Genomic DNA, 24070 nt, shown 5'->3' on the forward strand with positions numbered 1-24070 from the left:
CGAAAAGAAATTGTGTTATTACAAGCACACTGCGCGCAGAAAAATGACCAACGTAAGACTTTCTCGGCCCCAGCCCTTGCAATTTACAACCGATCCGGCATCATGTCGGCCGCTAGACAGTTAGCCAATAAGTAATGCTCCACAAAGGTGGTAGCGGTAACATGGGAGGGGCAGGCCAAATGAAAGTTGTTTCGCGTAAGCGGGGAATCACGAAAATCGGAATCGGACTGGCGCTGAAGGGTGGCGTTTCGACGCTCGCGCTTTGCGCCATGTCGGCTGCGGCGCCCGCCTGGGCGGCTGCGGAAACGCCGGCCAAGGCGGCCGATCCAGCAGTGCCGGTATTGACCGCCGCACAGGCATCGCCAAGCCAGGCTGCGCCTCAGGATCCGTCACCTGAAGAAAAAGACATCGTTGTCACCGGCATCCGCGCAAGCCTTGCCAGCGCACAGAACATCAAGCGCAATTCGGACACTGTCGTTGACGCGATCACCGCGCAGGACATTGGCGCGCTTCCCGACCGTTCGGTGACTGAAGCGCTGCAGCGCATCCCGGGCGTCGCGATGAACCGCTTCGCCGGCAGCAACGATCCGGATCACTTCTCGGTCGAGGGCTCGGGCGTCGTCGTCCGCGGCCTCACCTTCGTCCGCTCCGAGTTCAACGGACGCGACACCTTCTCGGCAGGCGTCGGCGGCCAGGCGATCAACTTCGCTGACGTGCCCGCTGAATTGCTCGGCTCGGTCGAGGTCTACAAGAATTCGACCGCCGAGATGATCGAGGGCGGTCTGGCCGGTACGGTCAACCTCAACACCCGCAAGCCGTTCGACAACAAGGGCTTTCATTTCAGCTTCGATGTCGAGGGCAATTATGGCGACATGAAAAAGAAGTGGTCGCCGACCTTTTCCGGTTTGATCAGTGATACCTGGGATACCGGCATCGGCACCGTCGGCGTACTGCTGTCAGGCTCCTATTCGCGGCTGTATTCGAAATCCAACGGCATCAACATCTCCAACATCCAGACGCGTGATGGTACGTCGGTGCTGCAGTCGAATTCGACGACGCAGTACGTCTGTCGCAATCCGCTGCCCTCGAACACCGATACGACGACACTGTCGCCAGGTTGCGGCGTTGCGGGCACGGGGCTTCCCGATACGCTCGCGGACAATGCCGGCACGCGCTATGCGCCGATCGGCGGTCAGTTCCGTGAGGAAGATTATGATCGCCAGCGCAAGGGTATTGCGTTCGCGGCACAGTGGGAAAGCCTTGATCGCCGCGCTTTGGTTACGGTGCAGGCCCTGCACACCGATTCATCCAATAACTGGGGCGAGCATACCTTCGAGAGCGCGTCCGACCTTTCGGAATATAATACCTATCCGGCGGGCTGTCAGCAGAACGGCAACGGCCCCAACGGTTCAACCCGCGCGGAATGCCCGATCGCGTCCCTGCAGAATTACACCTATGATGCCAATGGCGTGTTCGAGAAGGGCCTGATCACCTATCCAGGCGGCGCCTGGCGCGGCGATCCGCGGGTCTTGGAGAATATACCGATAGCCGGCGGCATGCAGCAGAGCCTGTCGCGGCGTCAGGTGCAGGAGCGCAACCAGGTCAGCGATTTTGGCCTGAACTTCAAGTTTGACGCGACCGAGCATCTGTCGTTCAACTTCGACGCGGATTATACCAGGGCGCAGCATGACAACCTCGATGTCAGCGTTTTCGGGTCGACCTTCGCCGACAATTATCTCGACCTCACCGGCAACCTGCCCACCGTCGTTGCGCATAAGCCACTGGTCACAAATACGTCTTGGACGGGTACGAGTGCGACCACCACCCGGGTCGCGGGCGAGAATGACGCGCAATATTTCGCCGATCGCAACAATCAATTCTGGCGTGCGGCGATGGATCACATCGAGCATTCGACCGGTCATGAAGTGGCTGTCAAAGGCGATGTCGTCTATAAGTTCAACGACGATGGCTCGTTCCTGAAGCGCTTCAAGTTCGGCGCTCGCTACGCCGATCGCGAGCAGGTCATTCGTACATCGAACTACAATTGGGGGGTGCTCAGCGAAGTCTGGGGAGGCGACAAGGCGGTGTCGTTCGCTCAGTCCTCGGCCAATTCTTCGCTGTACCAGTTCGACAACTTCTTCCGCGGCGCGACCGGTGGCCCACCGGCAGCCTATTATTACAACGGCGATCTGATCAAGGATTATGCTGGATCGTCGAACTACTTCAAAACCATCGGCCAACTCTGGTCCGTAACGAATCATTCCAACTCGTCGACATGGACGCCCGCCGCCGGGCGCGCCGGTGTCATCGCGGGTACGCCTTATCTGCCGTCTGAAATCCAGCCGGTGAGCCAGAAGACCGGCGACGCATATATGATGCTGAGCTTCGGGCGCGAGGAACCGTTGTTCGGAGGCATCAAGGTCGAAGGCAATATCGGCCTGCGCTATGTAAGCGATCAGGTGAAAACGACTGGCTCGATCGGCGCCCCGACGGCGCAGCAATTGGGTGTGTTGGATCCATGGGAGGTCCGCTGTCCAGATCCCGCCCCACGGCTCCCGGGCGACCCGCCCCCGACACCACCGGCCGGCGTCTGCGCCCAGGGTAAGCCCACTTACCTGTTGCTCCAGCAGTTTGCCGGGGATGGCAGTAACGTGGCCAACAGCACGTCCAACCGTTATAGCTATTTCCTGCCCAGCCTGAACCTCAAGTTCGGCCTGTCGAACGACATGCTCGTACGCTTCGCAGCGTCACGGGTGCTGACCCGGCCCGATATGGCCGATCTCCGCAACTATGTCGGTATCGGCGTTGCAAGCGACGGGGTCACTCTGACCACGACTGCCGGTAACCCCTATCTCAAGCCGGCGCGCGCTTGGCAGTTCGATCTGACCTATGAATGGTATTTCGCCAAGGTCGGTTCATTGACAATTGACGCCTTCTACAAGGACGTAAGCGGCTTTTTCTACCAGAACCAGTTCTACCGACCGATCACCAACAATGGTGTGACGCTCGCGACGCTGGTGCGCGGGCCGGACAATTTCCCGGCGCATGGCAAGATCAAGGGCGTCGAAGTCGCCTATCAACAGACCTTCACCTTCCTGCCGTGGATCTTCAGCGGGTTGGGCACGCAAATGTCCTATACCTATTTGAAGAGCTCGGGCATCCCGAACAGCTTCCTGAACGGCGGTTCGCCTGCCAACGTATCGCGCGTTCCAGCCGGCAACCTGCCTCTCGAGCAGCTTTCGGAGCACAACGTCAATGCCACGGTCTTCTTCGAAAAAGGACCGGTCTCGCTTCGTGCCGCCTATACCTGGCGTTCGAAGTTCCTGTTGACGGCGTCGGACGTGATCTTCCCCTACTTCCCGATCTACAATGATGCGGAAGGCCATCTCGACGCTTCGGCCTTCATCAACATCACGAAGAAGATAAAGCTCGGCGTGCAGGGGGTGAATCTCACCAACACCGTCACCAAGACGCTGCAGCAATATAGCGCTGCCGGCGCTCAGGGGCCGCGTAGTTACTTCATCTCGGATCGCCGCTTCTCGTTCATCTTGCGCGGCAGCTGGTAAACCCCGCTTCCGCAAACGAAACTACAAACCCCCTTCGCGCAAGCGGAGGGGGTTTTTCTTTGACTGAAAGATTCCCATGATCATCCGCTCAGCGACCGCGATCATTGGCGCACTCATTTTAACCGTACTGGTGCCTGCCATTGCGGCGGATGTACCGTCTGCCTCTATCAACATGAACCAGATAGGTTTTGAACCCGGATCCGCAAAGCGCGCGATCATCAATGATCCGGCCAGCGCGCCGCTGCCTTGGCGCCTGCTCGATGCAAAGGGCGCGGTCATCGCGCAAGGCGTCACAATCGTGATCGGTGACGATGCGGCATCCGGCGACCATGTCCATCAGCTCGACTTCTCGCAGGTCGCGACGCCCGGCACCTACAGGCTCAAAGTCGGAACGGCGGAAAGCCGCCCCTTCCCGATCGCGGCCCATATCTACGCGCCGCTCAAATACGCCGCGCTCAATTACTTCTACCAGACCCGCGCCGGCATCCCGATCGAGGCGCGCTACGCCGGCGGCGCGATATGGGCACGCCCCGCCGGGCACCCCAAAGAGGTCGCGCCCTGCTTCTCGGGCAAGGACGATCGCGGCAATGATTGGCCCGGCTGCGATTACAGCCTGGACGTGACCGGCGGCTGGTACGATGCCGGCGATCACGGCAAATATGTCGTCAATGGCGGCATCGCCTTGTGGACGCTGCAGAATCTGTACGAGCGCGAGGCAACGGGCGGCACCCCCTCCCCCTTCGCTGACGGCCCCTTTGCTGACGGCAGGGTGAAAATCCCGGAGGCCGGCAACGGCCGCAACGATCTGCTCGACGAAGCGCGCTGGGAGATGGAATTCTTCCTCGCCATGCAAGTGCCTGACGGCAAGCACATCAAACTTCCGGTCGGCCCGCTGCCGCCCGGCGAGAAGGGGCTTGTGCTCACGGAGGTGGACGCTTCAGGCATGGCCCATCACAAGGTCGCCGACCGCGCCTGGACCTCGCTCCCCACCGCGCCCGCTGACGATCGCCAGCCGCGCCTGCTCTACCCACCGAGCACCGCCGCGACGCTCAATCTCGCCGCGACCGCAGCACAATGCGCCCGGATCTGGCGCGCGGTAGATCCAGCCTTTGCCGCGCGCTGCCTGGCGGCGAGCGAGCGGGCGTTCAAGGCTGCGCTGCGCAATCCGGAAGTCTATGCCCCCGACAGCTTCACCGGCAGCGGCAGCTATGGCGATCGGCAACTCGCCGACGAATTCTACTGGGCGGCCGCTGAATTGTTCGTAACGACCGGATCACCCGCGTACCGCGACGCAGTGACGCATATGGCGCAGTTCACCGCTCCGCTGAACGAGCCAAGCTGGGGCGGCACCGCCGCGCTCGGCACGATCGCGCTCGCCACGATACCCAACACGCTGACGCCGAAAGAGATCGCCGCCCAGCGCGCGCTGATCATCGCCGCGGCCGACCGTTTCCTCGCCGACATAAAGCAGAGCGGCTACCGCGTTCCCTATCCCGGCACCGCCTATATCTGGGGATCGAACGCCATGATCCTCAACCGCGCCATGATCCTGGCTCAGGCCGAACGGCTGACCGGCGATGCGCGCTACCGCGAAGGCGTGGTCGATGCGATGGATTATGTCCTGGGCCGCAACCCGCTCGACCAGAGCTATATCACCGGCTTCGGCGCCAATCCGGTACACAACCCGCACCACCGCCTCTGGGCCCATTCGCTCGACCCGAAAACGCCGCCCCCACCGCCGGGGATACTGTCTGGCGGGCCGAATTCCACCTCGATGGTCGACACGATCTCGAGCACGATGAGGGGCAAATGCGTCGGCCAGCGCTGCTGGACCGACAAGACCATGGCCTACACGATGAACGAAGTTGCGATTAACTGGAACGCGCCGCTGGTGTGGGTCGCGGCGTATCTGGATGAGGGGCGCTGACCAAAAACGATTGAGACAAAGTGTCGCTGTAACGCTCAATTGGAGCTTGTCGCAGAACGCACTCCACGATCGTCACTCGAAGATGGGGTTCCTTGACCTCGGTCGCAGCGTGCGTGAAATCTGAACCTTGGGCGCAGTTCCCGTACCGCCCCCCGATTCAAAGCCGGAACACCATGCTGTATGCTGTTCCCACCGCTACGGCGGGCGGGACTCAGGTTGTCGGAAATGTCAGCATCCGCATGACTTCTCCAACACCGGGGCATCGCCTCCAGCGCCTCGCATGACGCGCGCTCTCACCCCCAATACAGTCTACCGAAATTATCCAACACGAAGAACGGTCGCCTGCACAATGAACGAGGCGGGGATAAACTGGAACGCGCCGTTGGTTAGGGTTTGGTCTGTCTGGATGAGCGCACTCGCCGAAAATGATACCCGGCAATGTCGCCAAACCCTCTGGAATGCCTACCCTAATAGCCATGGTGATGCATCCATACAGCCCCGAGCATAGCTGTAACGACGAGCAGGCAGAATACCGCGCTTCCCATATATTCCTGCCAATAGGCGCCGGATTGCCGAAGTCGATGGGCGCGAATGAACGCCTTGGCCGAGCCAAATGCGAAGCAGCAGGCAAAAGCGAGGAAGAAAACATCCCCTGGGTACGGGCTATGCGCCACGTCTAACCACTCTCCTCACATCGCCGCCGGATCTTCGGTCTGTTGTTCGACGTCCCGCCCCCTCAGGCCAACACCGGCCGCGTCGGCGGGCGCCGGCGCGGTGCGGCATCCGACTGACGGCGGACCAGCGTGAAATCGAGCCGCACATGCTGCTCGCCCTCGGGCGCCGGGGCGCCGCGCCGGCGGATCGTCGCGACCAGCATCTCCACGGCCGCGCGCGACATGTCGGCGATCGGCTGGTGGATCGTCGTCAGTTCGGGCCAGATCGCGGTAGCGAGCGTGGTGTCGTCAAAGCCGCACACGGTCAGGTCGCCCGGCACGTCGAGCCCGCGGCGATGTGCGACAGCGACCGTCGCCGCGGCCATATCGTCATTGCTCGCAAAGATCGCGGTCGGCGGATCGGGCACATCGAGCAGCTTCTCGGCCGCATCGAGCCCCGATCGATAGGTGAACAGCCCGCCGGCGATCAGCGCGTCGTCGGCCGGGATATTGGCGTCGGCCAATGCCTTGCGATATCCCCGCAACCGCTCGTCGCTCGCGGTCTGCGCCGGATTGCCGGCGACGAAGCCGACCCGGTGATGGCCGAGCGCCAGGATGTGCTTCGTCATCGAATAGGCAGCGGCGAACTCGTCGATGCTGACCGCGAACAGGTCCTCGGACGGCCGGCCGCTGCCGACCAGCACCGCCGGCACGCCCTCGGCCGCGATCGTCTTGATCAGCCTGGTTGAATCGCACAGCGGCGATGGCAGGATCAGCCCGTCGATCCCGCTCTCGATCAGATGCTTCGCGACCTCGACCTCATGATCGCCGAGATCGCATTTCTCGATGATCAGCTGCACGTCGCTCCGGCTCGCCTGGTCGAGGCTGCCGACCAGGAATTCGCTGAGATAGGCAGCGCTCGGGTTGCTGTAGAGCAGGCCGATCCGGTCCTGCCCCGCGCCGGCCAGGCTGCGCGCCGCCGAATTGGGCGCGTAGCTGAGCGCCGAGATCGCGGCATTGACCACGTCGCGCGTCGCCGCGCGGACATTGGCTTCGCCGTTGATCACACGCGACACGGTCATCGATGACACGTTCGCCATGCGCGCGACATCTCTGATCGTCGGGGCTGATCGCCGACGGCGTGTGGTCTTGTCGTTCACGGTAACTCCCGCTCTCCCTTGGCCCGTTCATAGCGCATATTCGCCGCTTGGCACCATCTCTGCCGAACTGGCCTGATCAGGCCCTCCGATCCGTATTGACAAGGTTGGTCAAGCGCCATCATGGTACCGGTATCTGGTGGGGGATCAGACCAAGAGTGCGGCAACAGGCCGGACGCTGATCTCCTCGGGAGGATGGGTCGATGACTGGAATATCGCGGCGCGAAAGCCTGATCATGGCAGCCGGCATGGTGCTCAGCGCCTGCGCGGGCGGCGGCACCGCTGCGAGCGGCGCGACCCCCAGCCCGACCCCGGCACCCGGGCCGACACCGACGCCCACGCCAAGCCCCACTCCGCCCCCCACGCCCTCGCTCAACGCAGCCGCTGTGGCGAAGGGCATGCGCTTCGGCTCGGCCTTCGCCTGGAGCGCGGCCGGTGCCGATGCCGGCTCCTTCGCGAACCCGTCCTATGCCGCGCTGCTCGAGGCCGAGTGCGGGGTACTGGTGGCTGAGAACGAACTGAAATGGCAGTTCATCCGCCCAAGCCCGACCAGCTTCGACTTCACCAGATTCGATGCGATGCTTGCCTGGGCGGAAAGCAAGAGCCTCGCGGTCCGCGGCCACAACCTGCTCTGGCACCAGCCGAAATGGATGCCCGGCTGGGAGGAAAGCTATAATTTCGGTGCAAGCCCCGCGACTGAGGCTGCACGGCTGCTGAGCGAGCATGTCCGCACCGTCACCACCCGCTACGGCACGCGGATCAAAAGCTATGACGTCGTCAACGAGGCGGTGAACCCGTCCGATCAGTCGCTCTACCAGACCGCCCTGTCACGCGCGCTGGGCGGCCCGGAAGCGACGCTCGATCTCGCCTTCCACACCGCCCGCGACAATGCGCCGCACGCCCAGCTCGTCTACAACGACTATATGAGCTGGGAGCCCGGCAATGCGCAGCACCGCGCCGGCGTGCTCAAGCTGCTCGAGGGGTTCAAGACGCGCGGCACCCCGGTCGATGCGCTCGGCGTCCAATCGCACCTCGTCACCCAGGGCACCGACACCGCGGCGAGCGTCTCGGCGCAGCAGGCAAGCTGGAAGAGCTTCCTCGATCAGGTCGTTGCGATGGGTTACAAGTTGCTGGTCACCGAGTTCGACGTGCGCGACAATAATCTCCCGGCTGACATTGCCGCGCGAGACCGTGCTACGGCCGATTATACCCGCGCCTATTTCGATGTGATGTTCACCTATCCGCAGCTCGGAGATGTGCTCGCCTGGGGCATATGTGATCGCTACAGCTGGATCGAAGGCTTCGAGCCGCGCGGCGACGGTTCCAGGCGCCGCCCATGCCCATATGATCTGAACTTCAATGCCAAGCCGATGCGGACGGCCATAGCCGACGCCTTTGCCGCGGCACCGTCACGACCATGAATCACAAGCCGCACTAAAGCGGCATCAAAAGGGGGAGAGAAAAATGCGAAATGCACTCACAGCCGTCATCGCCCTGGCCACGGCATGGGCCGTGCCCGTGCAGGCTCAGACGGCGCCTGCGCCTGCACAGGATTCCGGGGGCGGCATCACGGACAAGGCGGTTAACAAGATCGGCGCCAACTGGTCATTTTATGGTCCCAACCAGACCAGCAAGATGATGAAGGACGCCGCCGTTCAAGGCGGCCAGTTCGTCCGCGTGAAGGTGACCGCAAAGGGCGCCAATGTCTGGGACGTCGGCGCGATCTCGCCGATCCAGAAGCCGATCGCGGCCGGCGACACGGTCCTCGTCGCGATCTGGATGCGCGGCCCCGAGCTGAAGGACGGCGAGACGATGCCGCTGCCCTTGATCGGCGCGAACGGGGCCGCCGCGCCTTATACCAATCTGGTCGCGTCCGACGTTAAGATTACCAACGCATGGAAACTCTATTACGCTTCGGGCAAGGCATCGACGAATTTTGCAGGCAACTCCGCAAATGTGACGGTGCATCTTGCTTCGGACAAGCATGTGGTTGATCTCGGCCCGGTATTCGTGCTGGATTTCGGCCAGAACTACACTGGAACATTGCCAGACAATAACGACCCGCAATAGCGGCACGAGAATCACCGGGAGAAAGACGATGATCAAGCATCTTTGGGCGGCCGCACTGACGGCATCGCTTCTGGCGGGCGCGGCCGCGCCAGTCGCCGCCGCACCGCGCAAGGCTCCCGCAAAGGCGCCGGGCAAGGCCGCGCTTTCTCCCGATGCCCGCGCCGCCGCGCTGGTCGCGAAGATGACCCGCGACGAAAAGCTCACCCTCGTCTACGGCTATTTCTCGACGGATTTCGCGTCGAAGAACTTCACCGCGCCCCCGGAAGGCCGGCCCGGTTCCGCCGGCTATATCCCCGGCATTCCGCGTCTCGGCATTCCGCCGCAATGGCAGACCGATGCCGGCATCGGCGTCGCCACCCAGGGCGGCGCGGCCAAGAAGCGCGAGCGCACCGCCCTGCCCTCCGGCCTCGCCACCACAGCGACCTGGAACCCGGCGCTCGCCTTTTCCGGCGGCGCTATGATCGGCAATGAGGCGCGCAATTCGGGCTTCAACGTGATGCTCGCCGGCGGCGTCAACCTGATGCGCGAGCCGCGCAACGGCCGGAACTTCGAATATGGCGGCGAAGATCCGCTGCTCGCGGGCACGATGGTCGGCGCGCAGATCGCCGGCATCCAGTCCAACAACATCATCTCGACCATAAAGCATTATGCGGTGAACGATCAGGAGACCGATCGCAACGCTGGCAACTCGATCCTCGACCAGAGCGCGATGCGCACATCCGACCTGCTCGCCTTCCAGTTCGCGATCGAGCGCGCCAATCCCGGCTCGGTGATGTGCTCGTACAACCGCGTGAATGGCGATTTCGCCTGCGAGAATGATTTCCTGCTCAACCAGGTGCTCCGCAAGGACTGGAAATGGCCGGGCTATGTGATGTCCGACTGGGGCGCGACGCACAGCACCGCCAAGGCAGCCAATGCCGGCCTCGACCAGGAATCCGGCGCGCCCTTCGACGACAAGCCCTTCTTCGCCCAGCCGCTCAAGGATGCGCTGGCGAACGGAAGCGTCAGCGCGGCACAGCTGGATCTGATGGTGACGCGCATCGTCCGCTCGATGGTGGCGCACGGCCTGTTCGAGCATCCCGTCGCTGAAGGCGGCAGGATCGACTATGCCGCCCACGCAGTGGTGACGCGCCAGGACGCCGAGGAAGGCGCGGTGCTGCTCCGGAACAAGGAAGCGCTCCTGCCGCTCTCGCGTTCCACGAAGCGGATCGCGATCATCGGCGGCCATGCCGACAAGGGCGTGCTGACGGGCGGCGGGTCCTCGCTGGTCTATCCGATCGGCGGCAATGCGGTGCCGGGCATCGTCCCGACCAGCTGGCCGGGGCCGATCATGTATTACCCTTCGTCGCCAATGGCCGAGATCGCCAAACTCGCTCCTGGCGCCAAGGTCAGCTACGCAAGCGGCGACGATCCAGCCGTCGCCGCCGATCTGGCGAAGGACGCTGATGTCGTGATCGTATTCGCCACCTCCTGGGCGGGTGAATCCTTCGACGTGCCGCTTGGCCTGCCCGGCTATCAGGACGCGCTGATCAGCACGGTCGCAGCAGCCAACCCCAAGACGGTTGTGGTGCTCGAGACCGGCGGTCCGGTGCTCACCCCCTGGGCCAATCAGGTCGGCAGCATACTCTCCGCCTGGTATCCCGGCACCGCGGGCGGCGCAGCGATCGCCAATCTGCTGTTCGGCAAGGTCAATCCGTCGGGCCATCTGCCCGCGAGCTTCCCGAAAAGCGCCGAGCAGCTGCCGCATCCGGCAGCGCCGAATTCCGGCGATACGATCTATGCCGAAGGCGCGACGGTCGGCTATAAATGGTATGATATGAAAGGCCTGGAGCCGCAGTTCCCGTTCGGCCACGGGCTTTCCTATACCAGCTTCGGCTATTCGGGCCTGGCAGCGACGTCGACGGGCGCAGGCGTGAGCGTTCGCTTCACGGTGCGCAACACAGGCAAGGTCGCCGGCAAGGCAGTCCCGCAAATCTATGTCGCGCGCCATGGCTGGGAAGCACCGAAGCGGCTCGGCGCCTTCTCGAAAGTCGCCCTCGCCCCCGGTGCCTCGCGCACGGTCACGGTGACGGTCGACCCACGCCTGCTCGCGACCTGGGACGACAGCGCCCACGCCTGGCGCATCGCCCCCGGTGCCTATGAGGTAATGCTCGCCGCCTCGGCGCGGGATATCAAGCAGACGGTGACCGTGCAGGTCGCAGCGCGGACCTTGCCGGTGGGGTGGTCTCCGGCAAAATAGACCGGCAAATTGTTCAGCCCCTCCCCTTCAGGAGTGTCAGGTGAACAGCGCCCCGCGCTGTTCAGGACATGCTGGGAGCATGTCCGACCTGACACTGGGTGTGGGGGTGGGGGCGCGCGTCTGCGCGCTCAAAAAGACTCTTCGCCCGAAGATCGAAGCGTCGATCGGGGCATCGAGCCCCGCTCGACGCTGCCCCACCCCCTACCCCTCCCCTGAAGGGGAGGGGCTGATATTGCTCTGGCAACGCCTCAGAAGCAGGCCAGCGTCCGCCCCTCAGCGGCACTCCGGCGTGCCAGCGCAATCAGCTCGAGCCCTGCAAGTGCATCCGCCGGATCGACCGGCGGCGGCACGCCGTCGAGGATCGCATCGGCCACGCCCTCATAATAAAGCCGCCAGTCGCCGCGCGCTGAAGGCACCACCTCAGGCGCACCCTCCCCGATCGTAAGCAAACCGTAAGTCACCGGCGGCTCTTCGCCATAGCCGGGATCGCCCGCCTTGCCGCCCGCGCGCAGGAAAGGCTCCTGCGGATCGAGCCCATATTTGACGAAGCTGCCAAGACTCCCATGCAGCGCGAAACGCGGCCGCGCCGCTGCAATCAGGGTCGAGCCGGACAGGATCACCCGGCGCTTTCCATAATGCAGCACCAGCTCGAAATAATCATCGACCACCACGCCCGCCCGCTGCGCGGCAAGGTCCGCGGTCAGACTCTCGGGCGGCCCAAACAGGCACAGTGCCTGGTCGATCAGATGCGGCCCGAGATCGGCGAGCATCCCGCCGCCCTCCTCAACGCTCGCCTCGCGCCAGCCCTGCTTGATCGCCGGCCGGAACCGGTCCCAGCGCAATTCAGCCAGCATCACTTCGCCCAGCGCCCCATCCCGCAGTACCTGCTGCGCGGTCAGGAAATCGCTGTCCCAGCGCCGGTTGTGAAACACTGACAGCACCCGCCCGCGCGCCTTTGCGACGGTAATCAGATCCGCGGCAGCACCCGGGTTCAGCGCAAAGGGCTTGTCGATCACGACATGCTTGCCTGCCATGAGCGCTGCATGGGCAAACGGCGCATGGAGATCGTTCGGCGTCGCGATGACGATCAGGTCGATCCCCGGATCGGCGATCAGCGCCTCCGCGCTCGCTACCACCGCAACGCCGGGATAATCGCGCGCGACCTGGTCGGCCCGCGAGGTGACGATCGCCGCCAGCTTCAGCCGGTCGACCGCGGCCACCAGCGGCGCATGGAAGCTCGCCCCGGCCAATCCATAGCCGATCACCCCCACATTGATCATGCGGAGGTCACCCGCCAATCACCCTGCGCCAATCAAATATGCTGTGCGGCGAGGATCGCTGCATCGCTGGCGAGGCTGTGCAGATAGGCGCGGCGCTCGGGCGATCCGTTGCGGAGCTTGCCGAGCCGCTGGCGCTGGTCCTCCGTCAGCCTGAAGCGAACATAGCCGCGCTGGCTGAGACAGGTGTCGAGCGTGGACTGCTGGAGCGCAGCCACTTCGCGAAAGGCCTTGTCGGGCCGCGCGGCATCCACCGTACGGGCGATCGCGGAAACCGCGGGATCGTCATAATAGGGAAGGCTGCCACCGGTCGCGATCGACGCCAGGCTATCGATCCGGCGCGACGCATCGACGAGACGCTTGGCGCCATCGGTTTGCGCCACATCCTGATAATAAGCGCGGCTGGCGCATGACACCGCATCGTCCTGATATTGCACTAAAGGAACGCCCGCCTTGCCCCAGCTTTCGCGCGGTTCACTTGCGCCGAGGGCGGATGTCGAGAGCGTCACGGCGCACAGGCCGGCAAGCAGATAACGACCGATCATTGGAATCCTCCTCAATCGATATCCGACATTACCATGTGCCGCGCCGGGCGGCAAATCAGGTCTATACGCTCTGACCCTGTCCGACCTCGCCGGCCACATCCGCGCCGCCGCCCACCTCACTCCCGGCAGGCGGGCGATCGAGATATTCCCGCCACATCATGATCAGCACCGCCATCGTGGCAGGGCCGACGAACAGGCCGAGCAGCCCGAAAGTCTCGACGCCGCCAAGAATCCCGATCAGCACCCAGACGAACGGCAGCCGCGTCGCCCCGCCGATCAGCACCGGCCTGATGAAATGATCGGCGATCGCGACCACCGCCAGCCCGATCACCACCACGGCGATCGCACCGCTCACGGAATCCTGGCCGAGCAGCAGCAACGCGGCGATCGCGAACATCAGGGCGGCGCCGAACGGGATCATCGCCGCCACCGCCGTCAGCGCGCCGAGCAGGATCGGGTGCGGCACGCCGAGCATCACATAGACGATCGTCATCACAGCGCCCTCGCCGATGCCGACCAGCACCAGCCCGTCGATCGTACCGCGCACCGAGCGGATCGCCTGAACCCCGATCCGCTCGCCGGCCGGGCCGAACAGCAGGTCGCCGGCCCGCTCCGCCTGCGCAACGATCGAATCCCGGTCGCGCAGCAGGAAGAACAGGGTGAGCAAGGTGAAAGCGAAGATCACGCTGCGATGGAGCAGCCCCTTGCCGATCAGCTGTGAATGGTCGTGCCAGGCAGCGCCACTCAAGGTCCGGATCTGCAGCGCGGCGCTTTCCGGCGTGGCGAGATTGGCCTCCCACCAATGCTTCAGCGTGTCGCTGGCAAAGGGCACCTGGTTGATCCAGCCCGGCACCGGCACGCCATTGGCGCGCGCCGAGGTGATCCAGGCCATGACGTCCTGCACCTCGCGCGCGGCCTGGGCGATGCCGACCGCGATCGGCACCAGCACCAGCAGCGCAACCACAAGCGTGATGATGGTCGGGATCGTCACCCGGCTCGCGGCAAGCCCTGGTCGAAGCGCCCGCAGCCGCAGCAGCAGCGGATCGACCGCAACCGCGATCACCAGCGCCCAGACGAGCGCTGGCACAAAGCCCGAGACGACCCACAGGCCAAGCAGCCCGAGCGCCGAGGCAAGCACGATCCGCGCGACGCTCTGGGCTTTTGCAGCGCTCGGGGTGCCTGCGGTTGGGGGTACGGGTTGCGTGTCGATCTGGTCCATGCGCAGAGGTTTAGCAGCGTGCGAGGGATTTGGTAGCGGGTGCGTAACGCTCGCTCCGTTCGTGGCAATGAGCACACCGCCGCGACCGCCGAAATTCCCCGCATCGGCATAGTCCGGGCGCGCCACGGCATGTGTTACCCACATGGCACAGTAGGTTACAGAATAACCAAGCCGGCTCCTTTTGTCCCTTGCCACGCCGCCATCGCGGTGGCTCAGTCGTGAAACTAACCGGGGGGAGAATGTCTGCACAGGCGTGGATCAGGAGAAAGAATTCATGCGCGATTTCAAAATGGGTAAACTCGCCGGCATAGCCACGCTGGCACTCATCACAGGCTTGTCAGCCACGCCAGTCCAGGCCCAGGAGACGCCTGTGGCGGATACGGCGGCACCGGTCGACGACATCGTCGTGACGGGATCCCGCATTCACCGCAATCCGCTCGATCAGGATTCGCCGGTCATCACGGTTGACCAGGCGGCGATCGGCCAGACCGGCCTGACATCGGTTGCCGATGTCCTGCAGCGGCTGCCAAGCGCATCGGGCGGCCTGAATTCCAAGGTCAACAACAGCGGCAATCTCGGCAATCCGCCAGACGGCGGCGGCGTCGGCGCCGGCTCGGCTGAAATCGATCTGCGCTATCTGAGCGCCAAGCGCACCCTGGTCCTTGTCGACGGCCTGCGCTTCGTCAACGGAACGAGCGGCAGCGGCATTCCCGCGACCGTCGATCTGAACACCATTCCCATCAATATGATCGACCGCGTCGAAGTGCTGCAGGCAGGCGCCTCGCCGCTTTACGGTTCGGATGCGATCGCCGGCGTGGTCAACATCATCACGGTCGCGCAGCAGGAGGGCCTTCGCGCCTCCGCGCAGTTCGGCACCTTCCGGCAGGGCGATGGCCACACTCAGGAATATGCCCTCAGCTACGGCATCAAGGGCGATACGACCAATTTCGTCTTCGGTGCGAGCTATGTGAAGCAGGAAGCGGTGCGCTCGGCGAACCGCACGATCTCGCAATTCCCCAATCCGGGCCAGACGGCCTGCTCGAACGGCGGCGGCGGTTGCAGCAGCGCTGCGCTGAACGGCCGTTTCCTCACCGATTTCGGCAACCAGACGATCTCGACCGCGCCGGACAGCACGCCAACCTTCGCCGAGCTTCGGCCGTTCGTGGTGACCGACCGGTTCAACTTCGCGCCGTACAACTACATCCTGACGCCGTCGGAGCGCTACGGCGCATGGTTCAGCTTCAAGCAGGAGCTGAGCTCGAACGTCAATCTGCGCGTCAAGGCGCAGTATAACCGGCGCAACTCGGAGAATCAGGCTGCATTCGAGCCCCTGTTCATCGGCCCGGATGCAGGCAATGGCGCCGGGAGCCTGTTCGACACTTTGTCATTCGACGCGAGCAACCCGTACAACCCGTTCGGCGTGACCTTGTCGGCCGGCGGCCCAGGTCAGCCGCCGCAGAATTATTCCTTCATTGCCCGGCGCCTCGTCGAGGCGGGCCAGCGCACGTTCGACCAGAAGGTCGATACCTATTCGAGCACGGTGACGCTCGATGGTTCGTTCATGATCGGCGACCATAAATGGTATTGGGACGCGAACGCGCTGTTCGGCATCAACGATGCCCATCAGAGCTTCACCGGCAACGTCAACGCGGCCCGCGTCGCCCAGGCGATCGGCCCGATCGCGAACTGCACCGCACCGTGCGTACCGCTCAACCTGTTCGGCGGCGCCGGCTCGATCACGCCGGCAATGCTGAACTTCATCGCCTTCACCGAGCGCGACCGGAGCAGCCAGAATCTCTATGATTACACAGCGAACCTCAGCGGTTCGCTGTTCGATCTGCCGGCAGGTCCGGTCGGTATCGCGATCGGCTATGAACACCGGGTGCAGAGCGCGAGCTTCACGCCCGACCCGATCGTTGCCGCCGGTCTCGGTGCCGACATTCCCGCCCAGCCGGCCTCCGGCAGCTACAATGTCGACGAGGTTTACGGCGAAGTCCGCGTCCCGATCCTGAAGGACACGGCCTTCTTCCATTCGCTCGAGGCAACCGGCGCGGTCCGCCATTCGAACTATTCGATCAGCGGCAGCAGCACGACCTATACCGGCACCGCATTGTGGAAGCCCGTGGCGGACCTGCTGCTGCGCGCATCCTATTCGACCGGCTTCCGCGCGCCGAGCCTTGGCGAGCTGTTCGGCGGCAGGTCACGCTTCGATCTGCCGGTTACCGATCCGTGCTCGAACATCGCCGGCTCACCTTATCAGTCGAGCGCGACGGTGCGCGCCAACTGCACCGCCAATGGCGTGCCCATCTCGGGCAGCTATCAGGAGGAGCCCGGCCAGCTTCCGGTCATCACCCAGGGCAATATCGCGCTCAAGCCGGAGAAATCGCGCAACCTGTTGTTCGGGGCGGTCTATTCGCCGTCATGGGCGCGCAACAGCGGCTTCGCCAGCGCATTCAGCGTCGAGGCGAATTACTATGATATCCGCGTCACCAACGCGATCGGTGCGGTGGATCCCAATCTGACGCTCAACAACTGCGCGCTGCTCGGCAATGCGCCCAGCTGTGCCCTGGTGGTTCGTACCAGCAACGGCTTCGTCAACGAGATCAACGGGACATTGCAGAATCTCGACAAGATCGAGACCAGGGGTATCGATGTCACCGCGAACTATCGCACCCCGACGACCGGCATCGGCAGCTTCGGCCTCTCGGCCAACGCGACCTGGCTGCTGAAATATGTCCTCACGGCATCGAACGGCTTCGTCGTACTGGATCGCAAGGGGACCGAGCGCGGCAGCCCCGACCAGGCGTTCCCCAAGTTCAAGGGCAACGCGACGCTCAACTGGTCGATCAGCGACTTCAGCGCATCGTTCACCGGCCGGTACATCAGCGCGGTGACGGAGATCAATCCGAACACCGGGCTGCCGAACCCAATGGCGAGCCGCTTCTATGGCGACGTCCAGTTCGTCGTCACGCCCAGCTTCATGGACAGGCGCTTCGCCCTCACGGTCGGCGTCAACAACGTCTTCAACCAGGATCCGCCAGCCTGCTTCTCGTGCAGCCTGAACAATTTCGATCCGACCACTTACGACGTGCCCGGCCAGTTCGGCTATGCACGCCTCACCTACAAGATGTAGGCGACACGTCGTCCCGGTGCCGATCCGTCGGCACCGGGCGACATTTAGAGTCGAATTCGACCAGCTTTGCCCGTCATGCCGGACTTGTTCCGGCATCCACGTTTCCGCAGGAGCCTCGCGGGTTATGTGTGCGGGACGGTGGACCCCGGAACAAGTCCGGGGTGACGGTTGATTTAACCTGGTCGAACTCGACGCTAGGTTCCATGCTCTACTGCCGCGCGGCCCAGCTCCGCATCGCAGCTGCCAGAAACTCCGCGAAACCCGGCTCGATCCGCTCGTAGCGGGCAATAAAGTCGGGATGCCCGAGATAGGTGTCGGCAAGCCCCGCATAAGCGGCGACCGGCGCCTCCCTGCCCCAGCTGGCGCTAACCCAGGCGAAATGCCGAGCGATAAGTGGATCAAGCGAACGCTCGTCCGGCGCGATACCCTCGCGCAGCGCCGCGGCCAGCCCCTGCTCGATGTCCGCGAGCTCAGCCATCATGTCGTCCCGCTCGGCCGGGCTCAGGCTCCCCATCTTGCGGCGGCCGGTTTGGATATGGTCCCGGATGCCCGGCCCATATTTGTCTTCGAGCCAGGCTTCATATTCGGCTTGCTTGTTCGGGTCGACGATCCCGGAATACAGGTCTGAGTCCTTCATGGCGGGGTCTCCTTCGAGGTCGGCGATCGTGCGGTCGATCGTCCTGAGCATCTCGGCGGAACGGGTCATCTGCCTGGCAATACGCTCGCGCTGTCCCTTGAGCGCCGCGAGGCGATCGAAGCCGGGAGCATCGAGGATCGCACCGATCTCGCCGAGCGCAATGCCCAGCTCGCGATGGATCAGGATCTGCTGCAGGCGCAACAGCTCCTCGCGGCCATAATAACGATAGCCGTTCGCGCCGACACAGGCGGGTTCGAGCAGGCCGATCTCGTGATAATGGTGCAGCGCGCGCACGGAAACCCGCGCCATCGCCGCCACCTCGCTCACCGTATAGTTCGCCATGTCCTTCTCCCGCGTCTGTCCGCAGGACGTGCCGATAGTCCCTCACGCCGCGTTAGGGTCAATAGGCCTTGATGATAATGATCGCCTGTTCGGGCTTGGGCATTGGATATATGACGCTCAAGCCGCACTATCTTACTAGGAGTATGCATGGCCCGTAATGTCGAGCTATCCGTTAGCGACATAGAGTCGCTAATGACCAAGCTATTAGACACAGACTCATCGGTAAGGCGCGATGGGCTTAGGTTATTTTCATTTTTAGGCCAGGAGGCCATCATCTTTCTGGATGCGGCCTTGAAATCGAGGTTCGATTCCCACTTTGCAGCGCGCTCGAACGTCATGGATGGGGTGATAAGCTGCACCAGTAAGGTGAATCCAGATCAAACGCGATTGATATTGGAATTGTCTGATGACCCGGATGAACTGGTCCGAGAGAAGGTGATAGCCTTTGTCGGCGCAGTCAGTATTTCAGTGCTTCGGTCAGCAATAGACGGGATGGATCCAAAGCAGAGGACTCCTTTTGCCCATGCGTTACCTATTGTGGAAAATTTTGGAGACGATACACAAGCCTTGTTCGATAAGGCCATCGCTCGATCAGATGTGGAATCCACATTCGCTCTGGCTTCACTGCAGAGAATGGCGCGAGCGGGTGTTTTGGACAGGGTGCCCAACTATTCCGGAAGCTCGTATCTCGCAAATGGTTGCCTTGCCAATACCCAGCGATTGATGAACGGCGCAGCCAGGCGCAGGAGTGGAGTCAAAACCTGGGCGCGGTCACACGTGCGATAGCCCTGTTACCTGCGCGCTTGGGCCCTCTCTCGCGTAACCATCACCGCCTTGAACTTAGCGCACACGCCCGAAAGAGCTGAGCACTGCATGGGCTCTCCTGACTGGATCTGTACAATGTTCTGTACAGATAGGAAATGTCAGTGACCCCTCATGACATTCCCAACAGCCTCGGAGGCGCTGAGCGCTCTCCCGCCTGCCTCGCTTCACGTCCCGACTGCGGCGCGCCCCCCCGATAGGCATGACATAATTATCCAACACGGGCGCTCCTTATTGGGGCATTTTCCCTCGTAGAAGCTGCTTCCGGGCGCCGAAATCCGCCCCGAATTATGTCACACTTCCAACATTTCCGCCGCGAGTTCGCCGCCTGATTCAACCCATGCCCGCAATCGACCATAGAGACATAGCGGACCGTCGGAAGCGGTGCGCGCCGCTCTTTCACATGACTGGAATTTTCGTCCGCTCTCGACCGTTGCCACGGAAGCGGTGGGCAGCGTCGCGGTGCGCTGATAGCGACAGCCACATTGACAAGCTGACCCCGAAGCGGCTCAAATCCCGCCCGGGAAGAGGGGAACCGGCATGGCAAGCACAAGTCCGGCAGGCGCGCCGTTCGCGGCCCATCATCGCCACGATCGAGCGGTGATCGCAGGGCTGGTGCTCGCGATCTGGCTGGCAATCGTCGCGGGCTTCGGCATCGACATGGTCAAGCGCGCGCATGACGGGGCATTGAGCTTCCCGCTCATCGTCCATCTCCATGTCGTCGCTTATGGATCATGGCTGCTGCTACTCGCCGCCCAGGTGTGGCTGGTCCGAACGCGGCGGGTGGCGGTGCATCGCCGGCTCGGCATGGCCGCGCTGGTGCTGATCCCCCTGATGCTCGTGCTCGGCCCGGCCACCGCGATCTCGCAGATCGCCAACAACCCCTATATGCCGGATCGCTGGATCGCGTGGCTCAGCGTCAATCTCACCAACACGATCGGCTCGGTGGTGCTGCTGACGGCAGGCTTCCTCCTGCGCCGTGATCCCGCCGCGCATAAAAGACTGATGCTGATGGGCACGATCGCCGTGACCGAGCCCGGCTTCAGCCGCATCTGGCTCACGCAGCTCTACGAGCGCTGGGGCGACGGCTATGTGCCCTTCTACTTCTCGGCCTATATTGGCGCCCTTGTGCTGATCCTCGCGTTCGGCGCCTATGATCTCGCGACACGCCGTCGCCTGCACCCGGCCTATATCGCCGCCGCGCTCTGGATCTTCGCGAACGAGGCGCTCGCCACCTGGCTCTATTACCAGCCCTTCTGGCTCGCCTGGGTCAAGGCGATGACCGGCCATGGCGCCTAAATATCAGCGATCATCACCGCCCATGGCCGCGACGACGGACGCGCTGTCGACATATTGCTCCATGCTGACGATCTTTCCGTCATTCAGGCGGTAGAGATGCGCAAAGGTCGCGGTCATTGCCTTTCCCGTCGCCAGGTAGGTGCCGGAATAGACACCGAATGCGGCCACCTGATCGCCGTCTTCCAGAAACAGGTTCGCCTGGGCCCGGTAATCGTCCCACTCCGTAGCGAGCCGGTGAAACACATTGGCGAAGATCGCGTCGGGGCCGATATAGGTCCCCGCATAGGGAAAACCGGCGGCTTCGGTCCACTGCGCGTCCGGAGCGAGCGCGGCCGTCAGACGCTCCACCTTTTCCGCCGCACCGCCTTCATAGGTCGCGCGGATGATGTCTTTGTTCGCCGTCACAGGACTCTCCCTCAGCCCCATGCCATTTCGCCGGTCGCAACCTTGGCGCCGATCTGCAACGCGACGCCCATGCCCGCATCCGGATAGCGCGCCGTCATCGCGGCGATGAGCCCCGCGCTTCCCACCGCCCTGGCCAGTTCCTGCTCGAAGGCCTGAAGATACTCTTTGGTGTAGAGGATCGCCGCCCGGCCCGTCGGCGCGTCCGGAGTCATATGACCGGGCACGACAATCGCCGGCTCCCACAGCAGCATCTCATCCAGCTCGCGGGCCCATGCGCCCCGCGCCTCGGCCGGCGTGTCCGCGGTCCAGACATGGACGCCGGAAAAGATCATCACGCCGCCGAAAATGGCCGAGAGCGACGGCACCCAGAGATAGCGACGATTGGCGAGGCCGTTCGCGGTGACGATGTCGATCGCCTGCCCGTCCACCGCCAGCGATGTTTCCTCGAATGCCGTCGGCATCACGATATCCGCAAGCGTCTTCGGTCCATTGTCGCCGAGCTGCGGCGCCCATGTCGCCAGCTTTTTCTCCACATTGCCGTTGATCGCAGCGATCGTCTCCGGCGCGGCAAGAACCTGCGCGTCCGGGAACGCCGCCTTGATCGGGCCAAGTCCGAAATAATAATCCGGGTCGCTCTGGCTGACATAGATGCTGGTCAGCGTGCGTCCCGTCGCCTTGACCGCTTCAGCGACGATGCGGCCGTCCGGCAAGGTGAAGCCGCCATCGATCAGCACGGCTTCAGTCTTGCCCCACACCAGCACCGGGGCGCGGAAAAAGCCGTTTTCTCCGGCGGGAAAGGATTTCCACTGAAGCTCGTCACCTGCGGTCATCGTCATCGTCTGTCTCCGGAAAGGCCAGTCATTGCCTCGTGCCGGATTATATGCGCGCGATCGATTGCGTTGAGTACAGCGAATAAATACACACATTGTATGCCTGAGACATATAATAGCCGGCCCGACGCAAGCCGCGGCCTCAACAACCTCAAACGCCTCGCTTATTTCGCCGAGGTGGCTGAGACCGGATCCTTCACCGCCGCCGCCGAACGGCTGGGGATCACCAAGGCAGTCGTCAGCCAGCAGGTCGCTCGGCTCGAGGCTGCGTTCGGAACGACGCTGCTGGTGCGCACCACCCGAAGCGTACGGCTGACCGAAGAGGGCCGAGCCTTTCACGAACGGTGCGTCCGCATTCTGTCGGAGGTGCACGGCGCGTTCGACGTGCTGGAAAACAAGGACCGCGCCCCATCGGGAATGCTCCGCCTGACGGCGCCGTTCGACTATGGCATCGCAGTCGTCGTCCCCGCGCTCGCCGAGTTCCAGCGGCGCTTCCCCGCCTGCACCACAGACCTGGTCATCACCGACCGTACGCTCGATCAGGTCGACAACGACATCGAACTGGCGATCCGCGTCGGCTGGCTGGCGGACAGCGCCTTGCGGGCTCGCAAGATCGGGTCGTTCCAGCAGCTCCTCGTCGCCAATCCGGAGGTCGCAGCCGCTCTGCCGCAGGATGCAGGGCCGGAGCAGCATGCCAGCCTCCCCTTCGTGGCCAACGCCAATCTGCGCGCCCCGCTGGACTGGACCTTCACCGATGCCTCAGGCGAACAACGATCAGTCCGCTTCTCGAGCAGCATCGCGATCAGCGCCACGCTCGGCGTGCTCGAGGCGGTCCGCGGCGGAATGGGCGCCTCGGTCCTGCCCGACTTCGTCATCGCCGACGATCTCGCCGCCGGCCGCCTGGTCCATCTGATGCCGCGCTGGCAACTCGAAAGCGGCGGCATCCACGCCGTGGTGTCCGCCACCCGCTTCCGCCCGGCACGCGTCTCAACCTTCATCGACATCCTCGCCGAACAGGAACGCGGCCGGCAAAGAGCATTAATTCGGGGACACTATACTTAATTATCCCAGCGCGCCCGCGCCCTACAGGATCGGCTTCCCGCCCGTCACTGCGATCGTCGCGCCGGAGATATAGCTCGCCTCGTCAGTCGCGAGCATCACATAGGCAGGCGCAAGCTCCTTGGGCTGGGCAGGCCGCCCGATCGGATATTCGGCGCCGAACTGCTTCACCTGCTCGGGTGGCATCGTCGACGGGATCAGCGGCGTCCAGACCGGCCCCGGCGCGACGCAATTCACCCTGATGCCCTTCTCCACCAGCAACTGCGCGAGCCCGCCCGTGAAGTTCTGGATCGCGCCCTTGGTCGTCGCATAAGGCAGCAGCGTCTCCCTCGGCATATCGGCATTCACCGACGTCGTGTTGATGATCGCGCCGCCCTCCCCCATGTGCGGCACGGCGGCCTTGGCCAGATAGAACATCGCATGGATGTTGGTGCGGAACGTCGCCTCCCACTCCTCGTCGGGAATCTCGTCGAGGCTCTTGAAACTCATCTGATGCGCCGCATTGTTGACCAGGATATCCACACGCCCGAACGCCTCGACCGCCCGATCGACAATCGCGCGGCAATGCTCCGGCGAGCCGATATCGCCCGCCACCAGCACTGACCTACGGCCAGCTTCCTCGATCAGCCGCGCAGTATCTTCAGCATCCTCATCCTCGTTCAGATAGGCGATCAGCACGTCAGCGCCCTCGCGCGCAAAGGCGATCGCCACCGCGCGGCCGATCCCGCTGTCGCCGCCGGTGATGATCGCCTTCTTCCCCTCGAGCCGGCCATGGCCCCGATAGCTCTCCTCGCCATGATCCGGCCTGGGGTTCATCGCGCCGGTCGTGCCGGGCACCGGCTGCTGCTGTTCGGGAAGCGGCGGCTTGATCTCGTCCATCGTGTCCATGG

General features: G+C 63.4%; 17 protein-coding genes. 9 read left to right on the top strand and 8 right to left on the bottom strand.

What is annotated here, in order from left to right:
• Window positions 1-179 precede the first annotated feature (179 nt).
• Together AC1DVS_RS17740 and AC1DVS_RS17745 are read left to right on the top strand one after the other, a co-directional pair.
• The gene (locus tag AC1DVS_RS17740; RefSeq protein WP_478025240.1) at window positions 180-3566 is read left to right on the top strand and encodes a TonB-dependent receptor; all 3387 of its coding nucleotides are present in this window, start codon (window positions 180-182) and stop codon (window positions 3564-3566) included.
• Between the two features lie 76 nt (window positions 3567-3642).
• Window positions 3643-5493 carry a glycoside hydrolase family 9 protein gene (locus tag AC1DVS_RS17745; RefSeq protein ID WP_478025241.1) on the top strand — a complete coding sequence of 617 codons (1851 nt, stop codon included), beginning with the start codon at window positions 3643-3645 and terminating at the stop codon, window positions 5491-5493.
• Between the two features lie 736 nt (window positions 5494-6229).
• On the opposite strand, the gene AC1DVS_RS17750 is transcribed toward AC1DVS_RS17745, so the two are convergent.
• The gene (locus AC1DVS_RS17750; protein ID WP_478025242.1) at window positions 6230-7306 is read right to left on the bottom strand and encodes a LacI family DNA-binding transcriptional regulator; all 1077 of its coding nucleotides are present in this window, start codon (window positions 7304-7306) and stop codon (window positions 6230-6232) included.
• Window positions 7307-7506: 200 nt separating this feature from the next.
• Between AC1DVS_RS17750 and AC1DVS_RS17755 the strand changes: the two genes are divergently transcribed.
• The 3 genes from AC1DVS_RS17755 to AC1DVS_RS17765 are packed head-to-tail and all read left to right on the top strand — an operon-like array spanning window position 7507 to window position 11612.
• A complete protein-coding gene (locus AC1DVS_RS17755) occupies window positions 7507-8724 on the top strand; it encodes an endo-1,4-beta-xylanase (protein ID WP_478025243.1) in 1218 nt (405 codons plus the stop codon).
• 43 nt (window positions 8725-8767) lie between these two features.
• Entirely contained in the window at window positions 8768-9373 is a 606-nt protein-coding gene (locus tag AC1DVS_RS17760; RefSeq protein ID WP_478025244.1) for a hypothetical protein, read from the top strand.
• Between the two features lie 28 nt (window positions 9374-9401).
• Complete coding sequence (locus AC1DVS_RS17765) at window positions 9402-11612, top strand: beta-glucosidase (protein WP_478025245.1); 2211 nt, start codon at window positions 9402-9404, stop codon at window positions 11610-11612.
• A gap of 248 nt (window positions 11613-11860) precedes the next feature.
• Here AC1DVS_RS17765 and AC1DVS_RS17770 read toward each other — a convergent pair whose 3' ends face one another.
• From AC1DVS_RS17770 to AC1DVS_RS17780, 3 genes are all read right to left on the bottom strand, one after another.
• The gene (locus AC1DVS_RS17770; protein ID WP_478025246.1) at window positions 11861-12892 is read right to left on the bottom strand and encodes an oxidoreductase; all 1032 of its coding nucleotides are present in this window, start codon (window positions 12890-12892) and stop codon (window positions 11861-11863) included.
• A 32-nt stretch (window positions 12893-12924) separates the two neighbouring features.
• Window positions 12925-13434, bottom strand: coding sequence for a hypothetical protein (locus AC1DVS_RS17775; protein ID WP_478025247.1), 510 nt, complete (start codon window positions 13432-13434; stop codon window positions 12925-12927).
• A gap of 61 nt (window positions 13435-13495) precedes the next feature.
• Entirely contained in the window at window positions 13496-14653 is a 1158-nt protein-coding gene (locus AC1DVS_RS17780; RefSeq protein WP_478025248.1) for an AI-2E family transporter, read from the bottom strand.
• 274 nt (window positions 14654-14927) lie between these two features.
• Between AC1DVS_RS17780 and AC1DVS_RS17785 the strand changes: the two genes are divergently transcribed.
• Window positions 14928-17786 carry a TonB-dependent receptor domain-containing protein gene (locus AC1DVS_RS17785; RefSeq protein WP_478025249.1) on the top strand — a complete coding sequence of 953 codons (2859 nt, stop codon included), beginning with the start codon at window positions 14928-14930 and terminating at the stop codon, window positions 17784-17786.
• 208 nt (window positions 17787-17994) lie between these two features.
• On the opposite strand, the gene AC1DVS_RS17790 is transcribed toward AC1DVS_RS17785, so the two are convergent.
• On the bottom strand, window positions 17995-18765 hold the full coding sequence (locus tag AC1DVS_RS17790; RefSeq protein ID WP_478025250.1) for a MerR family transcriptional regulator: 771 nt from the start codon (window positions 18763-18765) through the stop codon (window positions 17995-17997).
• Between the two features lie 147 nt (window positions 18766-18912).
• Here AC1DVS_RS17790 and AC1DVS_RS17795 point away from each other — a divergent pair, with 147 nt between their 5' ends.
• A complete protein-coding gene (locus AC1DVS_RS17795; RefSeq protein ID WP_478025251.1) occupies window positions 18913-19551 on the top strand; it encodes a hypothetical protein in 639 nt (212 codons plus the stop codon).
• Between the two features lie 576 nt (window positions 19552-20127).
• The gene (locus tag AC1DVS_RS17800) at window positions 20128-20886 is read left to right on the top strand and encodes a hypothetical protein (protein ID WP_478025252.1); all 759 of its coding nucleotides are present in this window, start codon (window positions 20128-20130) and stop codon (window positions 20884-20886) included.
• A 3-nt stretch (window positions 20887-20889) separates the two neighbouring features.
• Here the strand turns inward: AC1DVS_RS17800 and AC1DVS_RS17805 are convergent, their stop codons facing one another.
• Window positions 20890-21291, bottom strand: a complete 402-nt coding sequence (locus AC1DVS_RS17805; RefSeq protein ID WP_478025253.1) for a nuclear transport factor 2 family protein — start codon at window positions 21289-21291, stop codon at window positions 20890-20892.
• An 11-nt stretch (window positions 21292-21302) separates the two neighbouring features.
• Complete coding sequence (locus AC1DVS_RS17810) at window positions 21303-22127, bottom strand: MBL fold metallo-hydrolase (RefSeq protein WP_478025254.1); 825 nt, start codon at window positions 22125-22127, stop codon at window positions 21303-21305.
• A gap of 93 nt (window positions 22128-22220) precedes the next feature.
• Here AC1DVS_RS17810 and AC1DVS_RS17815 point away from each other — a divergent pair, with 93 nt between their 5' ends.
• Window positions 22221-23183 carry a LysR family transcriptional regulator gene (locus AC1DVS_RS17815; RefSeq protein WP_478025255.1) on the top strand — a complete coding sequence of 321 codons (963 nt, stop codon included), beginning with the start codon at window positions 22221-22223 and terminating at the stop codon, window positions 23181-23183.
• A 21-nt stretch (window positions 23184-23204) separates the two neighbouring features.
• Here the strand turns inward: AC1DVS_RS17815 and AC1DVS_RS17820 are convergent, their stop codons facing one another.
• Window positions 23205-24068: a glucose 1-dehydrogenase gene (locus AC1DVS_RS17820; protein WP_478025256.1), complete on the bottom strand. Its 864-nt coding sequence runs from the start codon at window positions 24066-24068 to the stop codon at window positions 23205-23207.
• Between the last annotated feature and the right edge of the window lie 2 nt (window positions 24069-24070).

Source organism: Sphingomonas sp. P3_C5, assembly GCF_056402635.1.

Bases quoted from the DNA above. Each gene is read 5' to 3' on its own strand.
- AC1DVS_RS17800 (WP_478025252.1), top strand. From the start codon at position 20,128: ATGGCAAGCACAAGTCCGGCAGGCGCGCCGTTCGCGGCCCATCATCGC.
- AC1DVS_RS17815 (WP_478025255.1), top strand. From the start codon at position 22,221: ATGCCTGAGACATATAATAGCCGGCCCGACGCAAGCCGCGGCCTCAAC.
- AC1DVS_RS17790 (WP_478025250.1), bottom strand. From the start codon at position 18,765: ATGGCGAACTATACGGTGAGCGAGGTGGCGGCGATGGCGCGGGTTTCC.
- AC1DVS_RS17740 (WP_478025240.1), top strand. From the start codon at position 180: ATGAAAGTTGTTTCGCGTAAGCGGGGAATCACGAAAATCGGAATCGGA.
- AC1DVS_RS17785 (WP_478025249.1), top strand. From the start codon at position 14,928: ATGCGCGATTTCAAAATGGGTAAACTCGCCGGCATAGCCACGCTGGCA.
- AC1DVS_RS17760 (WP_478025244.1), top strand. From the start codon at position 8,768: ATGCGAAATGCACTCACAGCCGTCATCGCCCTGGCCACGGCATGGGCC.
- AC1DVS_RS17780 (WP_478025248.1), bottom strand. From the start codon at position 14,653: ATGGACCAGATCGACACGCAACCCGTACCCCCAACCGCAGGCACCCCG.
- AC1DVS_RS17755 (WP_478025243.1), top strand. From the start codon at position 7,507: ATGACTGGAATATCGCGGCGCGAAAGCCTGATCATGGCAGCCGGCATG.
- AC1DVS_RS17820 (WP_478025256.1), bottom strand. From the start codon at position 24,068: ATGGACACGATGGACGAGATCAAGCCGCCGCTTCCCGAACAGCAGCAG.
- AC1DVS_RS17775 (WP_478025247.1), bottom strand. From the start codon at position 13,434: ATGATCGGTCGTTATCTGCTTGCCGGCCTGTGCGCCGTGACGCTCTCG.
- AC1DVS_RS17765 (WP_478025245.1), top strand. From the start codon at position 9,402: ATGATCAAGCATCTTTGGGCGGCCGCACTGACGGCATCGCTTCTGGCG.
- AC1DVS_RS17810 (WP_478025254.1), bottom strand. From the start codon at position 22,127: ATGACGATGACCGCAGGTGACGAGCTTCAGTGGAAATCCTTTCCCGCC.
- AC1DVS_RS17770 (WP_478025246.1), bottom strand. From the start codon at position 12,892: ATGATCAATGTGGGGGTGATCGGCTATGGATTGGCCGGGGCGAGCTTC.
- AC1DVS_RS17795 (WP_478025251.1), top strand. From the start codon at position 18,913: ATGGCCCGTAATGTCGAGCTATCCGTTAGCGACATAGAGTCGCTAATG.
- AC1DVS_RS17745 (WP_478025241.1), top strand. From the start codon at position 3,643: ATGATCATCCGCTCAGCGACCGCGATCATTGGCGCACTCATTTTAACC.